Here is a 14,606-nt window from a genome sequence, read left to right as displayed (position 1 = left end):
CGGCGCGCCGGTCAACGGGGGTGCAGGGCCTCCCACAGCGCGCGGGCCTGGACGGTCTCGGCGACGTCGTGGACGCGCAGGATCTGGGCCCCCTGCGACCAGCAGTCCTGGCCGATGGCGATCGAGCCGGGGGCGCGCTGCCGGGCCGGCTCGTTGCGTGACAACTGGCCGATGAAGCCCTTGCGCGACACGCCGATCAGCACGGCGCAGCCCAGCCCGTGGTAGAGCGCGGTGTGCCGCAGGATGTGCAGATTGTGCTCCGTCGTCTTGCCGAAGCCGATGCCGGGGTCGACGGCGATGCGGTCGAGCGCCAGGCCGGCGCCGAGGCAGGCCTCCACCCGCTCTTCGAGAAGGTCGAAGACATCCAGCGCCGCGTCCTCGTAGGTGGGGTTGATCTGCATGGTGCCGGGGTCGCCCTGCATGTGCATCAGCACCACCGGGGCGCCGGCCCCGGCCACCACCGCGAGGCTGTCGGGATCACCGGTCAGGCCGCTGACGTCGTTGACGATCGCGGCGCCGGCGGCCAGCGCCGACGCCATGACGCGGGCGTGGCGGGTGTCCACCGAGACGGTGGCGCCGGCCGCGGCGAAGTGGCGGATCACCGGCAGGATGCGCCCCTCCTCCTCCTCCGGCGGCACCGGGGCGGCGCCGGGGCGCGTGGATTCGCCGCCCACGTCCAGAATGTCGGCGCCGGCGTCCAGGAGCGCCTGCCCATGGGCGATCGCCCGGGCCGGGTCGAGGAAATCGCCGCCGTCCGAGAAGCTGTCCGGCGTGACGTTGACGATCCCCATCACCGCCGGCCGGTCGATGTCCACACCGCCGAAGGCTCCGCGCGGCCGGGTGACGGCGGCCAGCCGGCGTTCCAGCGCATCGAGCGCCGTCGGCCCGCACCCGCGGGCCCAGGCGACCGCCTCGGTCACGCTGCCCACCGCCCGCTCGATCCGGCCGGGAGCGCGCACGATCAGCTCCGCCAGGGCGAAGGCGGAGCGGCCGCCGGCCAGCGGCAGCGCCTCCGCGCCCGCCCCGGCCGGCAGCAGGCCCAGCGGGCGCACGTACAGCCGGGCCCGCGGCTCGCCGGCGAACCAGGGGCAGAACGCGCTGAAGGGGGATCGGTCGGCCATGGCGGGCACCTCCGGCGGGCGGAACGGACGGGAACGCCGACGATAGCGCGCCCGGCGCCCTGCGGCCACGGTGGCAATTCCTTCGGAGCGGACGTTGGGGCACACTCGACCCCAAAGCGAATCAAAAAATTGCACCGGGGAAACGCACCATGGATTGGGACGACGCTTACGCCATCGGGCAGCGCGGCGTGGACGACGATCACCGCCACCTGTTCGAACTTTTCAACCGTTTCAGCGACGCCGTCAGCCGCGGCGAGGCTGCGGCCGTGGTCGGCGGCTTCCTGCACGACCTCGTCGACTATTCGGAGCACCATTTCCATCGCGAGGAAGCGCTGATGCGCGCCCGCGGCTATCCCGACTATGAAAAGCACAAGGCGATGCACGACACCTTCGCCACCTATGTCCGCCGGATGGCCACGGACGCGGAGCATCGGGGGGATGAGGTGATGTTCCTGCAGAACTATGTGGAGATGTGGCTCTGCGGCCATATTTTGGTCATGGACAAATGGTTGGGTGAATGGCTCGACGAACGGGCAGCGGAAAGCGCCGCCGGCCGACCTACATAAACTGACCATGGACGGACACCGGCCGGGCCGCGACCATCCGGCCGGAACGAGGGCCGGCCGGAACGAGGGGACGGGAGAGCGGCATGCAGGACAAGACGACCCGCGGGCGTGGCGCCGCCCCACCCTCCCCGCGCCCGGTGCCGGGGCGCGACGCCGGTGCGCCCGCCGGGCATCTCGCCCTGGCCCGCGCCGCCCTGCTGTGGGAACGGCTGTGGCCGGCGCTGTGGATTCCCGCGGCCCTGGTCGGGGCGTTCCTGGCGCTGGCGCTGTTGAACATCCTGCCGATGCTGCCGGGATGGCTGCATGCCGCCGTGCTGGCGGTCTTCGCGGTGGCGATCGGCGGCACCCTGTGGCGCGGTCTGCGCCGCGTCACCCTGCCCGACCCCGCCACCGCGCGGCGCCGCGTGGAGCGGGACAGCGGGCTGGCCCACCGTCCCCTCAACGCCCTGCGCGACGCCCCGGCGGGCGGCGACGCCACCGCCGCGGCCCTGTGGCGCATCCACCAGGAGCGCATGCGCGACAGCGTGCGCCATCTGCGCGTCGCCGCACCGCACCCCAACGTGGCGGCGCGCGACCCGCTGGCGCTGCGCATGGCGGTCGGCCTCGTCCTGTTCGTCGCGGTGGCCGGCGGCTGGCACGACTGGCGTCCCCGCCTCTCCGCCGCCCTGACGCCGCACCTCGGCGGCGGCGCGGTGGCCGCTCCCGTCGCTCTCGACCTGTGGCTGACGCCGCCGGAATACACCGGCTTGCCGCCCATCTTCCTGCGGGCGGGTACCGGCCCCGCGACCGAGGGTCCCGCCGGTCCCGTCATGGTGCCGGAAGGCAGCCTCGTGCTCGGCCGGGTCACCGGCGGGGCGTCCCAGCCGGCGCTGCAGATCGGCGATGAACGGGTGCCCTTCGAAACCGTGGATTCCGGGTCCTTCCAGGTGCAGGCGCCGGTGACCGCCGGCCACCGGATCGCCGTGACGCAGGGGGGAGGCACGCTCGGCTCCTGGGCGATCGAGGTGATCGCCGACAGCCCCCCCGCCATCGAGTTCGCCGCTCCCCCGGCCCGGTCCGAGCGCGGCGCACTGCGCATCGAGTACGCGGCCCGCGACGACTACGGCATCGCCGCCGTGTCCGCCACCGTCCGGCTCGCTCCCGAGGATCTGCCGGAGACGGTGGGGCGGGAGCCGCTGGAACTGCCCCTGCCGCTGCCCGGCATCAACCCGAAGGAGGCCCGGCAGGCCGCCTTCCACGACCTGACCGACCATCCCTGGGCCGGGCTGCCGGTGACATTGCGCCTGACCGCCGTCGACGGGGCGGCCCAGACCGGCGAGACCGAGGACTTTGCGATGGTCCTGCCGGAGCGGGTGTTCAACCATCCCATCGCCCGCGCCATCGTCGAGCAGCGCAAGCGCCTGACCCTGGAACCCGGTGCACGCGAGCCGGTGGCCGAGATCCTGGCCGACCTGTCGGCGATTCCCGCCCGTTACGGCCATGACCTGGTGGTCTTCCTGGCCCTGCGCACCGCCGCCGCGCGCCTGATGCTGGACGCCGACGATGCGGCGGTGACGGGGGTGCAGCGCCTTCTGTGGGAGACGGCCCTGCGCATCGAGGACGGCGGTCTGTCGCTGGCCGAGCGCGATCTGCGCGACGCCGAGCGTCGCCTGGCCGAGGCGCTGGACCGCAACGCCTCCGACGAGGAAATCCGGCAACTCATGGACCAGTTGCAGGAAGCCTTCGACCGCTTCATGGAGGCGATGGCCGAGAACCTGCGCCAGGCGCTGGAACGGGGCGAGGAGGTCCCGATGATCCCGCCGGAGATGGCGCAGAACATGATGAACCAGGCGGACCTTCAGGAAATGATGGACCGCATGCGCGAGATGGCGGAGACGGGGGCGCGCGACGCCGCCCGCCAGATGCTCTCGCAGCTCCAGCAGATGCTGGAGAACATGCGGGCGGGCATGATGGCGCAGATGCCGCAGGGCCAGAACCAGGCCATGCAGGCGATGCGCGACATGCAGGATCTGATGCAGCAGCAGCAGGAGCTGATGGACGAGAGCTTCCGCAGCGCGCAGGACCAGATGAACGCCATGAACGGCATGCCGCAGCCGGGGGGCGAGCAGTCGCCGCGCGGCCGCGGCGGCCGCCAGCAGCAGCAGCAATCCGCCAGCCCGCTGACCCAGCAGCAGGCCGAACGGCAGGAGGCCCTGCGCCGCCAGCTCGGCGAGATGATGCGCCGGATGGGCGAGCAGATGGGCGACATCCCGCAACCGCTCGGCCGCGCCGAGCGGGCCATGCGCGACGCCGCGCAGGCGCTGCAGCAGGGCGCCCCCGGTGCCGCCGTGCCGTCGCAGGGACAGGCGCTGCAAGAGTTGCAGCAGGGTCTCCAGGGCATGGCCGAGCAGATGATGCAGCAGATGGCCGGCCCCGGCATGATGATGGGCCCGCCGGGCGCGCCGCCGAACCAGCCCGGCCGCAACCGCGACCCGCTGGGCCGCCGCCCCGACGGCTTCAATCAGGTCGACGACGGCCAGGTGAAGATCCCCGGCGAGGCCGACATCCAGCGCGCCCGCGAGATCCTGGACGAACTGCGCCGCCGCTCCGGCGAATACGACCGGCCGCAGATGGAGCGCGAGTACATCGAACGGCTGCTGCGCCAATTCTGACGGCGGCGGCAGCCGCCGTTGGTCAGGGCGTGCCCACCCCGACCATGGTCTCCTCGATCAGCCAGTCGACCACGCGCTGCATGGCCTCCCAGCCGTCCGCGCCGTCCTCCAGGGCCTGGCGGTAAACCGCCACCTGGCGGTGGGCGCTGGTGCCGCGGGTGAGGATGTCGCGGGCGGCCGCGACCTCGGCGACGCAGTCGAAATGGCGGGCGTCCTCCTGCACCAGGGCGATCAGTTCCTCCAGCAGGTCGGCGTAGGGAACGATCTCGCCGCGGCCGAAGTCCACCAGCCCGTCGTCGAAGCCGTAGCGCTGGGCGCGCCAGCGGTTCTCCTCGATCAGCAGGCGGCGGTAGGGACGCCAGGTGACGTTGCGCAGTTTCAGCCGCCACAGCATCCGCAACAGGCAGCGCAGCAGCGCCGCGATGGTCACCGCGTCGTCCAGCCGGGTGCAGATGTCGGTGATCCGCATCTCCAGCGTCGGGAAGCGGGTGGACGGGCGGATGTCCCACCACAGCTTGCTGGCGTCCTCGATGACCCCGCACTTCACCAGCACGTCCACGTTGTTCAGGTACTCGCCGAAGCTGGCGAAGTCCTCGGGCATGCCGGTGCGCGGCAGGTCGTGCCAGACGGACAGCCGGTAGGACTTGCGCTCCATCTCCCGTCCCCGCCAGAAGGGCGAGGAGGTGGACAGCGCCAGCAGGTGCGGCAGGAAGTAACGCACCTGGTTCATCAGGTCGATGCGCAGGTCGTCGTCGTCGATGCCCACGTGCACGTGCATGCCGCAGATCATCAGCCGCCGCGCCGGTGCGCCGAGATCGCGCGCCAGCATGTTGTAGCGGTCGCGGTTGGTGTGCTTCTGCGGCTCCCACGCGGCGAAGGGGTGGGTGGACGCGGCGATAGGGGCAAGGCCGTAGCCATCGGCGACGCCGGCCACGGTGGCGCGCAGGCGGGCCAGTTCGGCGCGCGCTTGCGGGATGGTGGAACACACGCGCGTGCCCACCTCGATCTGGCAGCGCAGGAACTCCGGCTGGATCTGGCCGGGGGCAAGGGCCTGCGCCGCCTTCAGCATCTCCTCCGGCGGGCTCGGCACGATGTCGCGGGTGCGGCGGTCGACGAGGAGGTATTCCTCCTCCAGCCCGATGGTGAAGGCCGGCTCGCCCGTCATTCCCGTGCCTCCCGCGGGTAGACGCGTACGGTGAAGATGTCGGGATCGGCGGCCAGCACCGCGTCGAGCGCGTCGCCGATGACGTCGGCCCACTCCGCCGCCCCCTGCGGCGTGGCGATCAGGTCCTGGCGGATCTCGAGCAGGACGTTGGGCAGGCCGGCCGGCGTGGCGTGCGTCTCCACCGTGCCGCCCAGCGTGCCGCGGCCGGAATAGGGCTCGTTGTCGCCGACGCACCAGCGCCCGTCGGCGCGCAGCCGTTCGATCAGCGGCACGGCGATGCGCGGGTCCCCGTCCCACAGCACGCCCACGTGCCAGGGCCGCGCCACGCCGCGCATCTCCGGCGTGAAGCTGTGTACGGACACGAAGGCGGGCACCACCCCCTGCTCCCGTTTGGCCGCCACCGTGGCCGCCACCGTGGCCTGATAGGGTGTGAAGAAGGCATCCACCCGCCGGCGCACGTCCTCGGCGTCGAGAGCCCGGTTGCCGGGGATCACCACGTCGTCGCTGACCACCGGCACGGCCGTGGGGTCCTCCAGCGCCCGGTTGGGGTCGATCACCAGGCGCGAATAGCCGGCCAGGACCGCCGGCGCGTCGAAACGCTCCGCCAGATGCCGCGTCACGTCGGCCGCCCCGATGTCATAGGCGATATGACGGCGCAACTGCTCCTCCGACAGGCCCAGCGAGCCCAGCGCCCGGGGAATGGTGCGGTGGGCGTGGTCGCAGACCAGGACCATCGCCGCCGCGCCGCCGGGGTTCAGCACGGTGGCCGGCGGCGGGTCGTCGGGGCCGATCAGGGGGCGCGGCGCGGCGCGCGCCGGAACGGGCCCGGACGACGGGTGCAGCGGCCGGGCGGGACAGCAAGGTGAGGGTGGCGTCATGATCATCACTGTAGCGCAGGGAGACGGACGGGCGGAAGCGGGCAGCACACGCGTACGGGAGTGGTAACCCTTCGGTTACGGTGCTAGCGTCCGGTCATCGCTTGATAACCGGGGATTCGGGATGAAACAGGTGCGTCTGGTCTTGTTCGCGGTTCTCCTTGCCCTGGCGGGCTGCGGGCCGGTGATCGAGACCCAATACACCCTCATCCCGCCGTCCAGCCCCGAGGGGCGGATGTGCGTGGCCCAGTGCCAGCAGACCACCCAGTACTGCCGGCAGTCCTGCCGGCTGGAAAAGCAGACCTGCGTCGCCGATCAGCGCTCCCGCGCCATGATGGACTACCAGCAGTACGTCAACGAGCGGACCGCCAAGAAGGAACCGATCAAACGCACGCCGTCCAGCTTTGAACAGACCTGGCGGTGCAACGACAGCGGGTGCGACGGGGCCTGCCAAAGCGATTTCCGCACCTGCTTCGCCACCTGCGGCGGTCAGGTCATCCCGCGCCAGGTGTGCACCGCCTTTTGCAGTTGAGGCGAACCCCGGGAGCGTTCATGCAACCGAGCCATGCCCTTCGGGGCTGGTGACGGACACGGTGCGGCCGTTTATAAGCATTCCATGCCAGACGCCAGCTCCGCCACCCTCGCCCTGCCCCGCGGTGACCGTACCCAGCGCATCGCGATCGCGGCGCTGCTGATCGGCGCCCTGGGCATCGCCTTCGCGCCCATCTTCGTGCGCCTGTCGGAGGTGGGGCCGAGCGCCACCGCCTTCTGGCGCCTGGCCTTCGCCCTGCCCGCCCTGTACCTGTGGATGCGGCTGGAGCCCAAGGGCGGTATGCGGGCCCGCCGGCCGTCCGGCCTGAAGGACCACCTTCGCCTATCGGTGGCCGGGCTGTTCTTTGCCGGCGATCTCGCGGTCTGGCACTGGTCGATCCAGTTCACCTCGGTCGCCAACGCCACGCTGCTGGCCAACTTCGCCCCCATCTTCGTGACCCTGGTATCCTGGCTGGTGTTCAAGGAGCGTTTCTCGCGCACCTTCGTTCTGGGCCTGGCGCTGGCGCTGGGCGGTGCCGTCGTGCTGATGGGGCGGAGCCTTCAGTTGAGCGTCGACGCCCTGTTCGGCGACGCCCTGGGGCTGCTGACGGCCGTCTTCTACGGCGGGTACATCCTGTCGGTCGGGCGCCTGCGCGCGGAGTTCTCCACCGCCACCATCATGACATGGAGCGGCGTGGTAACCGGCGCGGCGCTGCTGCCCATCGCCATCCTGTCCGGCGAAAGCCTGATGTCGCCCACCCTTGCCGGCTGGGCCGTGCTGCTGGGGCTGGCGCTGGTCAGCCACGCCGGTGGGCAGAGCCTGATCGCCTACGCCCTGGCCCATCTGCCGGCCGCGTTCTCGTCGGTCAGCCTGCTTTTGCAGCCGGCGGCGGCGGCGGTGTTCGCCTGGGCCCTGCTGGGCGAATCGCTGGGGCCGTGGCAGGCGGCCGGCGCCGCCATCGTGCTCGCCGGAATCCTGCTGGCCAGGCGCGGCAGTCGTTGACGAATCATTTCCCGGGGACGGATACTCGCGCAATGAACAATCCCGACCTGACACCGTCCGAGGTTGCGCCGCAACCCACCACCCCGGCCGACGACGGGAAGGTCCGACCCGACCCGACCCGGCGCGTCTCCGACTGGGTGGCGGAGCGCATCCTGGATCGCATCGGCCACGGCGACCTGGAGCCGGGACAGCGCCTGCCCGGCGAACGCCAATTGGCCGAGCAGCTCAACGTCAGCCGGGTGTCGGTGCGGGCGGCGTTGCAGAAGCTGAAGACCCAGGGATTTCTCACGGCCGTTCAGGGCGGCGGCACGCGGGTGGTGTCCTCGGCCGGTGCCATGGACGCAGCGCTCACCGAAATGGTCCGTGTCAAGCTGGAGAACCTCTACGACCTGGTGGAGATCCGCATGGCGCTGGAGACCTGGGCGGCCCGGCGCGCCGCCGAGCGGGCCAGCGCCGACCAGCTCGACGCCATCGGGCGCATCGTCAGCCTGATGGACCGGCCGGGGCGCAACCGCACCGATGACGATTTCGACTTCCACCTGGCCATCGGCCGGGCCGCGGGCAGCCCCGTCTACCTGCACATCCTCTCCACCATCCGCGAGATCCTGGGCCAGATGGTGGAATTCCACCACTCCCCGGTGTTCGCCGAGGGACGGGAGGACACCATGCTGCGTCACCACCGCGCCATCTACGAGGCGCTGTCCCGCCGCGCCCCCGACGACGCCGCGGAGGCCATCCGCACCCATCTGGGCTGGGTTCTGGAGCGCTACCGCCAGATCCAACCGCCCGGCACGGCAGCGCCGCACCCGGCGGCGCCGCCCGACGGCGCCGACGACGGGGAGTAGGTCGGCCGCAGCGCGCCGCGACCGCCCGTCGACCGGCCATTGACCGGTGGCGCGAAACCCGGTAAGGCGCATGGCCATGGCCGTCTACACCGAAGTCTCCGACGAGGAGCTGAACGCCTTCGTCGCCCAGTACGATCTGGGTCCCGTCCTCTCGTGCAAGGGAATTGCCGAGGGGGTGGAAAATTCCAACTACCTGCTGGTCACCGGCAGCGGCCCCTACATTCTCACCTTGTACGAGAAGCGGACCCGGCGTGAGGACCTGCCGTTCTTCCTGGGGCTGATGGAACACGTCGCCGACCGGGGCGTGGCCTGTCCGCTGCCCGTGCACGGCCGCGACGGCGAGGCGCTGCGGGAGCTGTGCGGCCGTCCCGCGGTGATCGTCACGTACCTGAACGGCATGTGGCCGCGGCGCATCGGGCTGAACCACTGCGCCCGCCTCGGCGAGGCGCTGGCGCGGCTGCACCTGGCGGTGGCCGACTTCGCCATGGTCCGCGCCAACGCCCTGTCGCTGCCCGGCTGGACCGACCTGTTCGCCCGCTGCGCCGACCGGGCGGACACCGTGCGGCCGGGGCTGCGCGATGCGCTGGCCGCGGAACTGGCGGCGCTGGAGGCCCATTGGCCGGCCGGCCTGCCGTCCGGGGTGATCCACGCCGACCTGTTTCCCGACAACGTGTTCTTCACCGGGGACGCGCTGTCGGGCCTGATCGACTTCTACTTCGCCTGCAACGACTTCTTCGCCTACGACGCGGCGATCTGCCTGAACGCCTGGTGCTTCGAGCCCGACGGCGCCTTCAACGCCACCAAGGCGCGGCTGCTGCTGTCGCACTACACCCGCGTCCGCCCCCTGTCCGCGGCGGAACTGGACGCCCTGCCATGGCTGTGCCGCGGTGCGGCGGTGCGGTTCCTGCTGACCCGCCTCTACGACCTGCTCAACCACCCGCCGGGCGCTTTCGTGCGGCCCAAGGACCCGCTGGAGTACCTGCACAAGCTGCGCTTCCACCAGCAGGTCCGCGGTCTCGGCGAATACGGGCTGGACGTGCCATGACGGCCGTCGTCGACGTGTTCACGGACGGGGCGTGCAGCGGCAACCCCGGCCCCGGTGGCTGGGGCGCCATCCTGCGCTACGGCACCGTCGAGAAGGAGCTGTGCGGCGGCGAACCGGCCACCACCAACAACCGCATGGAGCTGATGGCGGCCATTCAGGCCCTTGAGGCGCTGAAGCGGCCGGTCAAGGTGCGGCTGTACACCGACAGCGAGTACGTGAAGAACGGCATCACCAAGTGGATCCACGGCTGGAAGGCCAAGGGCTGGGTTACCGCCGACCGCAAGCCGGTGAAGAACGTCGATCTGTGGCAACGGCTCGACGAGGCCCGGAACCGCCACGAGATCGAGTTCCACTGGGTGCGCGGCCACGCCGGCCATCCCGAGAACGAGCGGGCCGACGCCCTGGCCCGCCGCGGCCTGCGCGAGGCCCGGGAGCCGGGCTGAGCAGATGCGGCGGCGCTATGCCGCTTGACCACTGGACTTGGCCGGCCCCGAAGGCTACCTTATCGGGGGTGGAAATCCTTGCCGGTGCTTCGGGCCGGCGGCGATACCGCTGAAACCGCGACGTTCCGGGGGACGAGGACGCCATGTACCGCGACAATTCGCTGATGCCGAAGGAGGCCGTGCGCCTCGCCGTTCTCGGCACGCTGATGCAGAACGGGGCGATGCGTTACGCCGACCTCGCGTCCGCGGTGCGCCACTTCCTCGACCGCATCGTCGGCCCCTCGCTGGACCTGATGGGCACGTCGCTGGAGATGCTGCGCTACGAGGGGCTGATCGAGGCGCTGGACGGTTCAGGCATGGAGGACAACGCCCTCCTCGGCCCCACCGCGGCCGGCCGGCTGGAGTTCGACACGCTGATGCGCGCCAACGTGCGCGCCCCGTCGGCGGACGGGCTGAACAAGCTGGTCATCGCGTTGAAGCTGCGCTTCCTGCACCTGCTGGACGCCGAAACCCAGCGCGAGCAGGTGGACACGCTGCTGATCCTGCACGAGACGGAGATGGCGCGCCTGGCCGACCTGAAGCGCCACCACAGCGACGACCCCGGCGTGCTGGCGTCGTGGCTGGACCACGACCTGCAGCAGACGCAGGCGCGCATCGCGTGGTTTACCGACCTGCTGAACCGGCTGTAATCCCATCCCGGCGACGGCGTGCCGCCCGCCCGGGGCGACGCGACAATTTACCGTACCCGTTTGCGGACCGATCGTTTCGGGGCCGTGGTTTCTCGTGTACCTTTGCGTCTCCAACGACCTCCGTCAACCGCCGCGGAAGCGCCCCTATGGCCACTGCCCTCACCACCGATGATCTCGAAGACCGGCTGCGCATCGAGTTCGTCGACGATTCCCGCGACCGTCTGCAGGTGATGTACGAAACCCTCGACGGGTACGCCAAGGGTACGCGCAAGGATGCCGAGGTGATCGGTCTGGTCCGGCTGGAGGCGCACAACCTGAAGGGCACGGGAACGTCGTTCGGGTTTCCCACCGTCAGCCTGGTGGCCCACCGCCTGGAGGATTACCTGAGCGATCTCACCCGCCTCGACGAGCGGGAGGTGCCCAACATCCAGGTCTTCCTCGACCGCATCGCGGAACTGGTGGACCGCGCCGAACAGCCGGCCCTGGCGGAAACCAACCGCATCATCCGCGCCCTGCCGGTGCGCTACAAGTTCGATGTGACGGATGTGGAGATCCGCAACATCGAGATCATGCTGGTCACGCCGTCGAAGGTCGCCGCCAAGAAGGTGGGCAAGGAGCTGGCGGCGTGCGGCTTCCGCACCATCACCGTCAACGATCCCATCGAATCCATCAGTCTGGCGGTGCGCGTGCCGCCGGACATGCTGATCGCCTCCCTGGTCATGGACGGCCTTTCCGGCCTGGACCTGATCCGCGGCCTGCGCGCCATGAGCGTGACGCGCCACGTGCCGATGGCCCTGCTGACCTCCATGGACCTGGACAACCCGGCCCTGAAGGAAATCCCGCACGGCGTGTCGGTTATCCGGGTCGGCTCCCATTTCGGCGACGATTTCGCCGCCGTGGTGGCAAAGCACAATCTGGGCTGAGGGTTGCGCGCCGTCGCCGGCGGCCGGCTCAATAGAGGTGCTGGCCGCCGGTGATGAAGATCTCGGTCCCGGTGACGTACGCCATGTCTGGACCGCAGAGCTGGAAGATCACCGCCGCCACCTCTTCCGGCGTCCCCATGCGGTGCAGCGGGATGCGCGGGATCAGGACATCGTATTCCGGGCCGGTCATCGCCGTCTCGATCTCGCCGGGGGCAATGGCGTTGACCCGCACCCCCAGTTCCGCGAACTCCACCGCCATCTCGCGGGTCAGCCCGGACAGGGCGGCCTTGGAGGTGGAATAGGCGGACCCGGCGAAGGCGTGGACGGAGTGGCCGGCGATCGAGGTGACGTTGACCACCGCCCCCTTGCCGCGGGCCAGCGCCGCGGCGAACCCGCGCGCCAGCACCAGCGGCGCGAAGAAGTTCAGCTCGAACACCCGGTACCATCCGGCGATGTCGCCGTTCAGGCAGCCCAGCCGCTCCTTGATCGGCGTCTTGGGAGAGACGCCGGCGTTGTTGATCAGGGCGTGCAGGGGCGCACCGTCCAGCGCCTTGTTCGCCTCGGTGACGAACGCCTGCCGGCTGGCGGGGTCCGACAGGTCTGCGGGGATGTGGTGCGTCCAGTTGGGATCGCGCCGGCAATGCTCCGGCACGTCCTCGCGCGAGCAGGAGATGACGCGCCAGCCCTCGGCGCTGAAGCGCGCGACGGTGGCGTGGCCGATGCCCCGGCTGGCGCCGGTGAGGATGACGGTCTTGCGGTGCGGCATGACCCCATGCTAGCGCGGATCGCGCCCGGTCGCCATGGGGAACGCGGCGGGCAAAACGGGTGAGAGCCGTGGCGCGGCCGACCTCATTCTTCGTCCGTTGCACCGCGGGCAAGGGCGGTGCGCCGATAGAGGGCTTTGAGGGGCAGTGTCACGGTCAGCGCCGTCAGGTCGATCACGGCCTCCGGGCCGGTGAGGCGCCGATAGCTCCACGACGCGGTGGCATCAGCGCGGCTGTAGAGAATCGCGGTCATACTGTCGGTCTCCGGCACCAGATAGTGGCGCAGGTCATCGATCCGCTGATAGCCCGACCATTTGGCGTCGAGGTCGTCGGCGCGGGTGCTCGGCGACAGCACCTCGACGATCAGCGTGGCGCTCGCGACGGTCTGCGCCCGGTCGTCGAGCGGCCGGCAGGTGACCAGCACGTCGGGGTAGATCAGGTCGTCGTTTTCAGCCGGCGCCAACCGCTGGTTCTGCCGGAACGGCACGCACGGTCCCTCCCCCAATGCCGCGTCGAGCGCGGCAAAGACGTTGCCTGCGATCAGGTTGTGCGCCACCGAGCCGCCCGCCATCATCTTGACGCGGCCGAACACGAATTCCCAACGATCGGACCGGGTGGCTTCCCACGCCAGGAAATCATCTCGCGTGCAGGGCCCGGCCCCGGGATGTGCCATCGTCGCGCCTCCGTTGCCGGCCGATCTAATCCGTCGCTCATCACGCGCGCCACCGATGCGGCGCCGTTGAAGGTTGGCCCGGGATGACCAACCTTGTGGAGCGTACCCGCCGCCCACCACGAGGAGTTGCCCGGTGCCGCGCCGCCTGATGCTGCTGCTGTTTCTGGCCGGGTGCGCCCTGCCGGCCGCCGATGCCCGCTCCGCCGCCGCCACACCGCCCCCGCCGCCCGGCGTCTGCGTCGCCGCGGGTGCCTGGTCGGACGGGACCGGGCAGCCGGCGGCCGCCGATGCTCTGCTGCGGCGGGCCGCCGCGGCACCGGTGGTGCTGCTGGGCGAGACCCACGACAACCCGGAACACCACCGCTGGCAACTCCACACCCTGGCCGGCATCCACGCGATCAATCCCGGCATCGCCGTGGGGCTGGAGATGTTCCCGCGCTCCAGCCAGGCGGCGCTGGACCGTTGGACCGCCGGCCTCTCCACCGAGGAGGAGTTCCTGCGCGACAGCCGCTGGGCCGAGGTGTGGGGCTTCGGGGCGGACATGTACCTGCCCATCTTCCATTTCGCCCGCATGCACCGCCTGCCCCTGGTGGCGCTGAACGTGGACCGCGCGCTGGTGTCGCGCACCGGCCGCGAGGGCTGGGCCGCCATCCCCGAATCCGAGCGCGAAGGCGTGGGCAACCCCGCGGCCCCGCCCGCCGCCTACCTGGACCGTCTGGCGGAGGTGATGGCGCAGCACGGTGACCGGGCGGGCGACCGCGATTCGCCGGCCTTCGCCCGCTTCGTCGAGGCGCAGTCCGTGTGGGACCGTGCCATGGCCGAGCGGATCGCCGAGACCCGCCGCGCCACCGGCCGCACCGTCGTCGCCCTGATGGGGTCGGGCCACATCGAGAACCGCCACGGCGTTCCCCACCAGCTCGACGACCTGGGAATCACCGGATCGCTGGTGCTGCTGCCCTGGGATGCGACGCGGGGTTGCGTCGGCCTGGACGGCCGGGTGGCCGACGCGGTGTTCGGCGTGGCGCCGCCCGAACAGACGGCGGCCGAGCCGCCGCGGCCGCGGCTGGGCGTGGTGCTGGAACCCGCCGAGGGCGGCGTGCGCATCGGCACCGTGCAGGGCGACAGCGTCGCCGCCGCCGCCGGTCTGGCCACCGGCGATCTGGTGGTGACCGCGGCGGGAACGCCCGTCCGCGCCCCGGCCGATCTCGTGGCCATCGTCCGGCGCCAGGCGCCCGGCACCTGGCTGCCCATCACCGTGCGGCGCGACCGCACGTCGACGGAACTGGTCGCCAAGTTCCCGGCGGAGTGACAC

The 14,606-nt window shown here is 71.1% G+C and carries 15 protein-coding genes; 10 read left to right on the top strand and 5 right to left on the bottom strand.

The features are described from left to right. Window positions 1-11 precede the first annotated feature (11 nt). Window positions 12-1,121, bottom strand: a complete 1,110-nt coding sequence (gene folP, locus G472_RS0100815; protein ID WP_035690608.1) for a dihydropteroate synthase — start codon at window positions 1,119-1,121, stop codon at window positions 12-14. Between the two features lie 149 nt (window positions 1,122-1,270). On the opposite strand from folP, the gene G472_RS0100810 reads away from it, so the two are divergent. Together G472_RS0100810 and G472_RS0100805 are read left to right on the top strand one after the other, a co-directional pair. Then, a complete protein-coding gene (locus G472_RS0100810; protein WP_029006833.1) occupies window positions 1,271-1,687 on the top strand; it encodes a bacteriohemerythrin in 417 nt (138 codons plus the stop codon). 83 nt (window positions 1,688-1,770) lie between these two features. Then, window positions 1,771-4,338 (top strand): TIGR02302 family protein, encoded by a 2,568-nt coding sequence (locus tag G472_RS0100805; protein ID WP_051340101.1) that lies wholly within the window; start codon window positions 1,771-1,773, stop codon window positions 4,336-4,338. A 22-nt stretch (window positions 4,339-4,360) separates the two neighbouring features. Here G472_RS0100805 and G472_RS0100800 read toward each other — a convergent pair whose 3' ends face one another. Next, window positions 4,361-5,503: a carboxylate-amine ligase gene (locus tag G472_RS0100800; RefSeq protein WP_029006831.1), complete on the bottom strand. Its 1,143-nt coding sequence runs from the start codon at window positions 5,501-5,503 to the stop codon at window positions 4,361-4,363. Next, window positions 5,500-6,381 carry an N-formylglutamate amidohydrolase gene (locus G472_RS0100795; protein ID WP_156926946.1) on the bottom strand — a complete coding sequence of 294 codons (882 nt, stop codon included), beginning with the start codon at window positions 6,379-6,381 and terminating at the stop codon, window positions 5,500-5,502. The genes G472_RS0100800 and G472_RS0100795 overlap by 4 nt, the downstream gene beginning before the upstream one ends. Window positions 6,382-6,511: 130 nt before the next feature. On the opposite strand from G472_RS0100795, the gene G472_RS30545 reads away from it, so the two are divergent. From G472_RS30545 to G472_RS0100760, 7 genes are all read left to right on the top strand, one after another. Continuing rightward, window positions 6,512-6,910 (top strand): hypothetical protein, encoded by a 399-nt coding sequence (locus G472_RS30545; RefSeq protein ID WP_211100120.1) that lies wholly within the window; start codon window positions 6,512-6,514, stop codon window positions 6,908-6,910. 84 nt (window positions 6,911-6,994) lie between these two features. Then, window positions 6,995-7,912, top strand: a complete 918-nt coding sequence (locus tag G472_RS0100785; RefSeq protein ID WP_029006829.1) for a DMT family transporter — start codon at window positions 6,995-6,997, stop codon at window positions 7,910-7,912. Window positions 7,913-7,944: 32 nt separating this feature from the next. Continuing rightward, the gene (locus G472_RS30540; protein ID WP_084536353.1) at window positions 7,945-8,757 is read left to right on the top strand and encodes a FadR/GntR family transcriptional regulator; all 813 of its coding nucleotides are present in this window, start codon (window positions 7,945-7,947) and stop codon (window positions 8,755-8,757) included. 76 nt (window positions 8,758-8,833) lie between these two features. After that, window positions 8,834-9,802 carry a homoserine kinase gene (locus G472_RS0100775; RefSeq protein WP_029006828.1) on the top strand — a complete coding sequence of 323 codons (969 nt, stop codon included), beginning with the start codon at window positions 8,834-8,836 and terminating at the stop codon, window positions 9,800-9,802. Next, entirely contained in the window at window positions 9,799-10,245 is a 447-nt protein-coding gene (gene rnhA / locus G472_RS0100770; protein WP_029006827.1) for a ribonuclease HI, read from the top strand. Before G472_RS0100775 ends, rnhA begins: the two co-directional genes overlap by 4 nt. Window positions 10,246-10,388: 143 nt before the next feature. Further along, window positions 10,389-10,934, top strand: coding sequence for a transcriptional regulator (locus tag G472_RS0100765; protein WP_029006826.1), 546 nt, complete (start codon window positions 10,389-10,391; stop codon window positions 10,932-10,934). Window positions 10,935-11,080: 146 nt separating this feature from the next. Continuing rightward, window positions 11,081-11,857, top strand: coding sequence for an Hpt domain-containing protein (locus G472_RS0100760; protein ID WP_029006825.1), 777 nt, complete (start codon window positions 11,081-11,083; stop codon window positions 11,855-11,857). Window positions 11,858-11,885: 28 nt separating this feature from the next. On the opposite strand, the gene G472_RS0100755 is transcribed toward G472_RS0100760, so the two are convergent. Together G472_RS0100755 and G472_RS30535 are read right to left on the bottom strand one after the other, a co-directional pair. Further along, complete coding sequence (locus G472_RS0100755; protein ID WP_029006824.1) at window positions 11,886-12,623, bottom strand: SDR family NAD(P)-dependent oxidoreductase; 738 nt, start codon at window positions 12,621-12,623, stop codon at window positions 11,886-11,888. Window positions 12,624-12,706: 83 nt separating this feature from the next. Next, complete coding sequence (locus tag G472_RS30535) at window positions 12,707-13,294, bottom strand: Uma2 family endonuclease (RefSeq protein ID WP_051340100.1); 588 nt, start codon at window positions 13,292-13,294, stop codon at window positions 12,707-12,709. 133 nt (window positions 13,295-13,427) lie between these two features. On the opposite strand from G472_RS30535, the gene G472_RS0100745 reads away from it, so the two are divergent. Beyond that, complete coding sequence (locus tag G472_RS0100745) at window positions 13,428-14,603, top strand: ChaN family lipoprotein (protein ID WP_029006823.1); 1,176 nt, start codon at window positions 13,428-13,430, stop codon at window positions 14,601-14,603. The last annotated feature ends 3 nt before the right edge of the window (window positions 14,604-14,606 follow it).

Source organism: Azospirillum halopraeferens DSM 3675, assembly GCF_000429625.1.
GTDB lineage: Bacteria > Pseudomonadota > Alphaproteobacteria > Azospirillales > Azospirillaceae > Azospirillum > Azospirillum halopraeferens.
The sequence above is the reverse complement of the archived record's forward strand: the minus strand, read 5'-3'. Positions and strand labels throughout refer to the sequence as shown.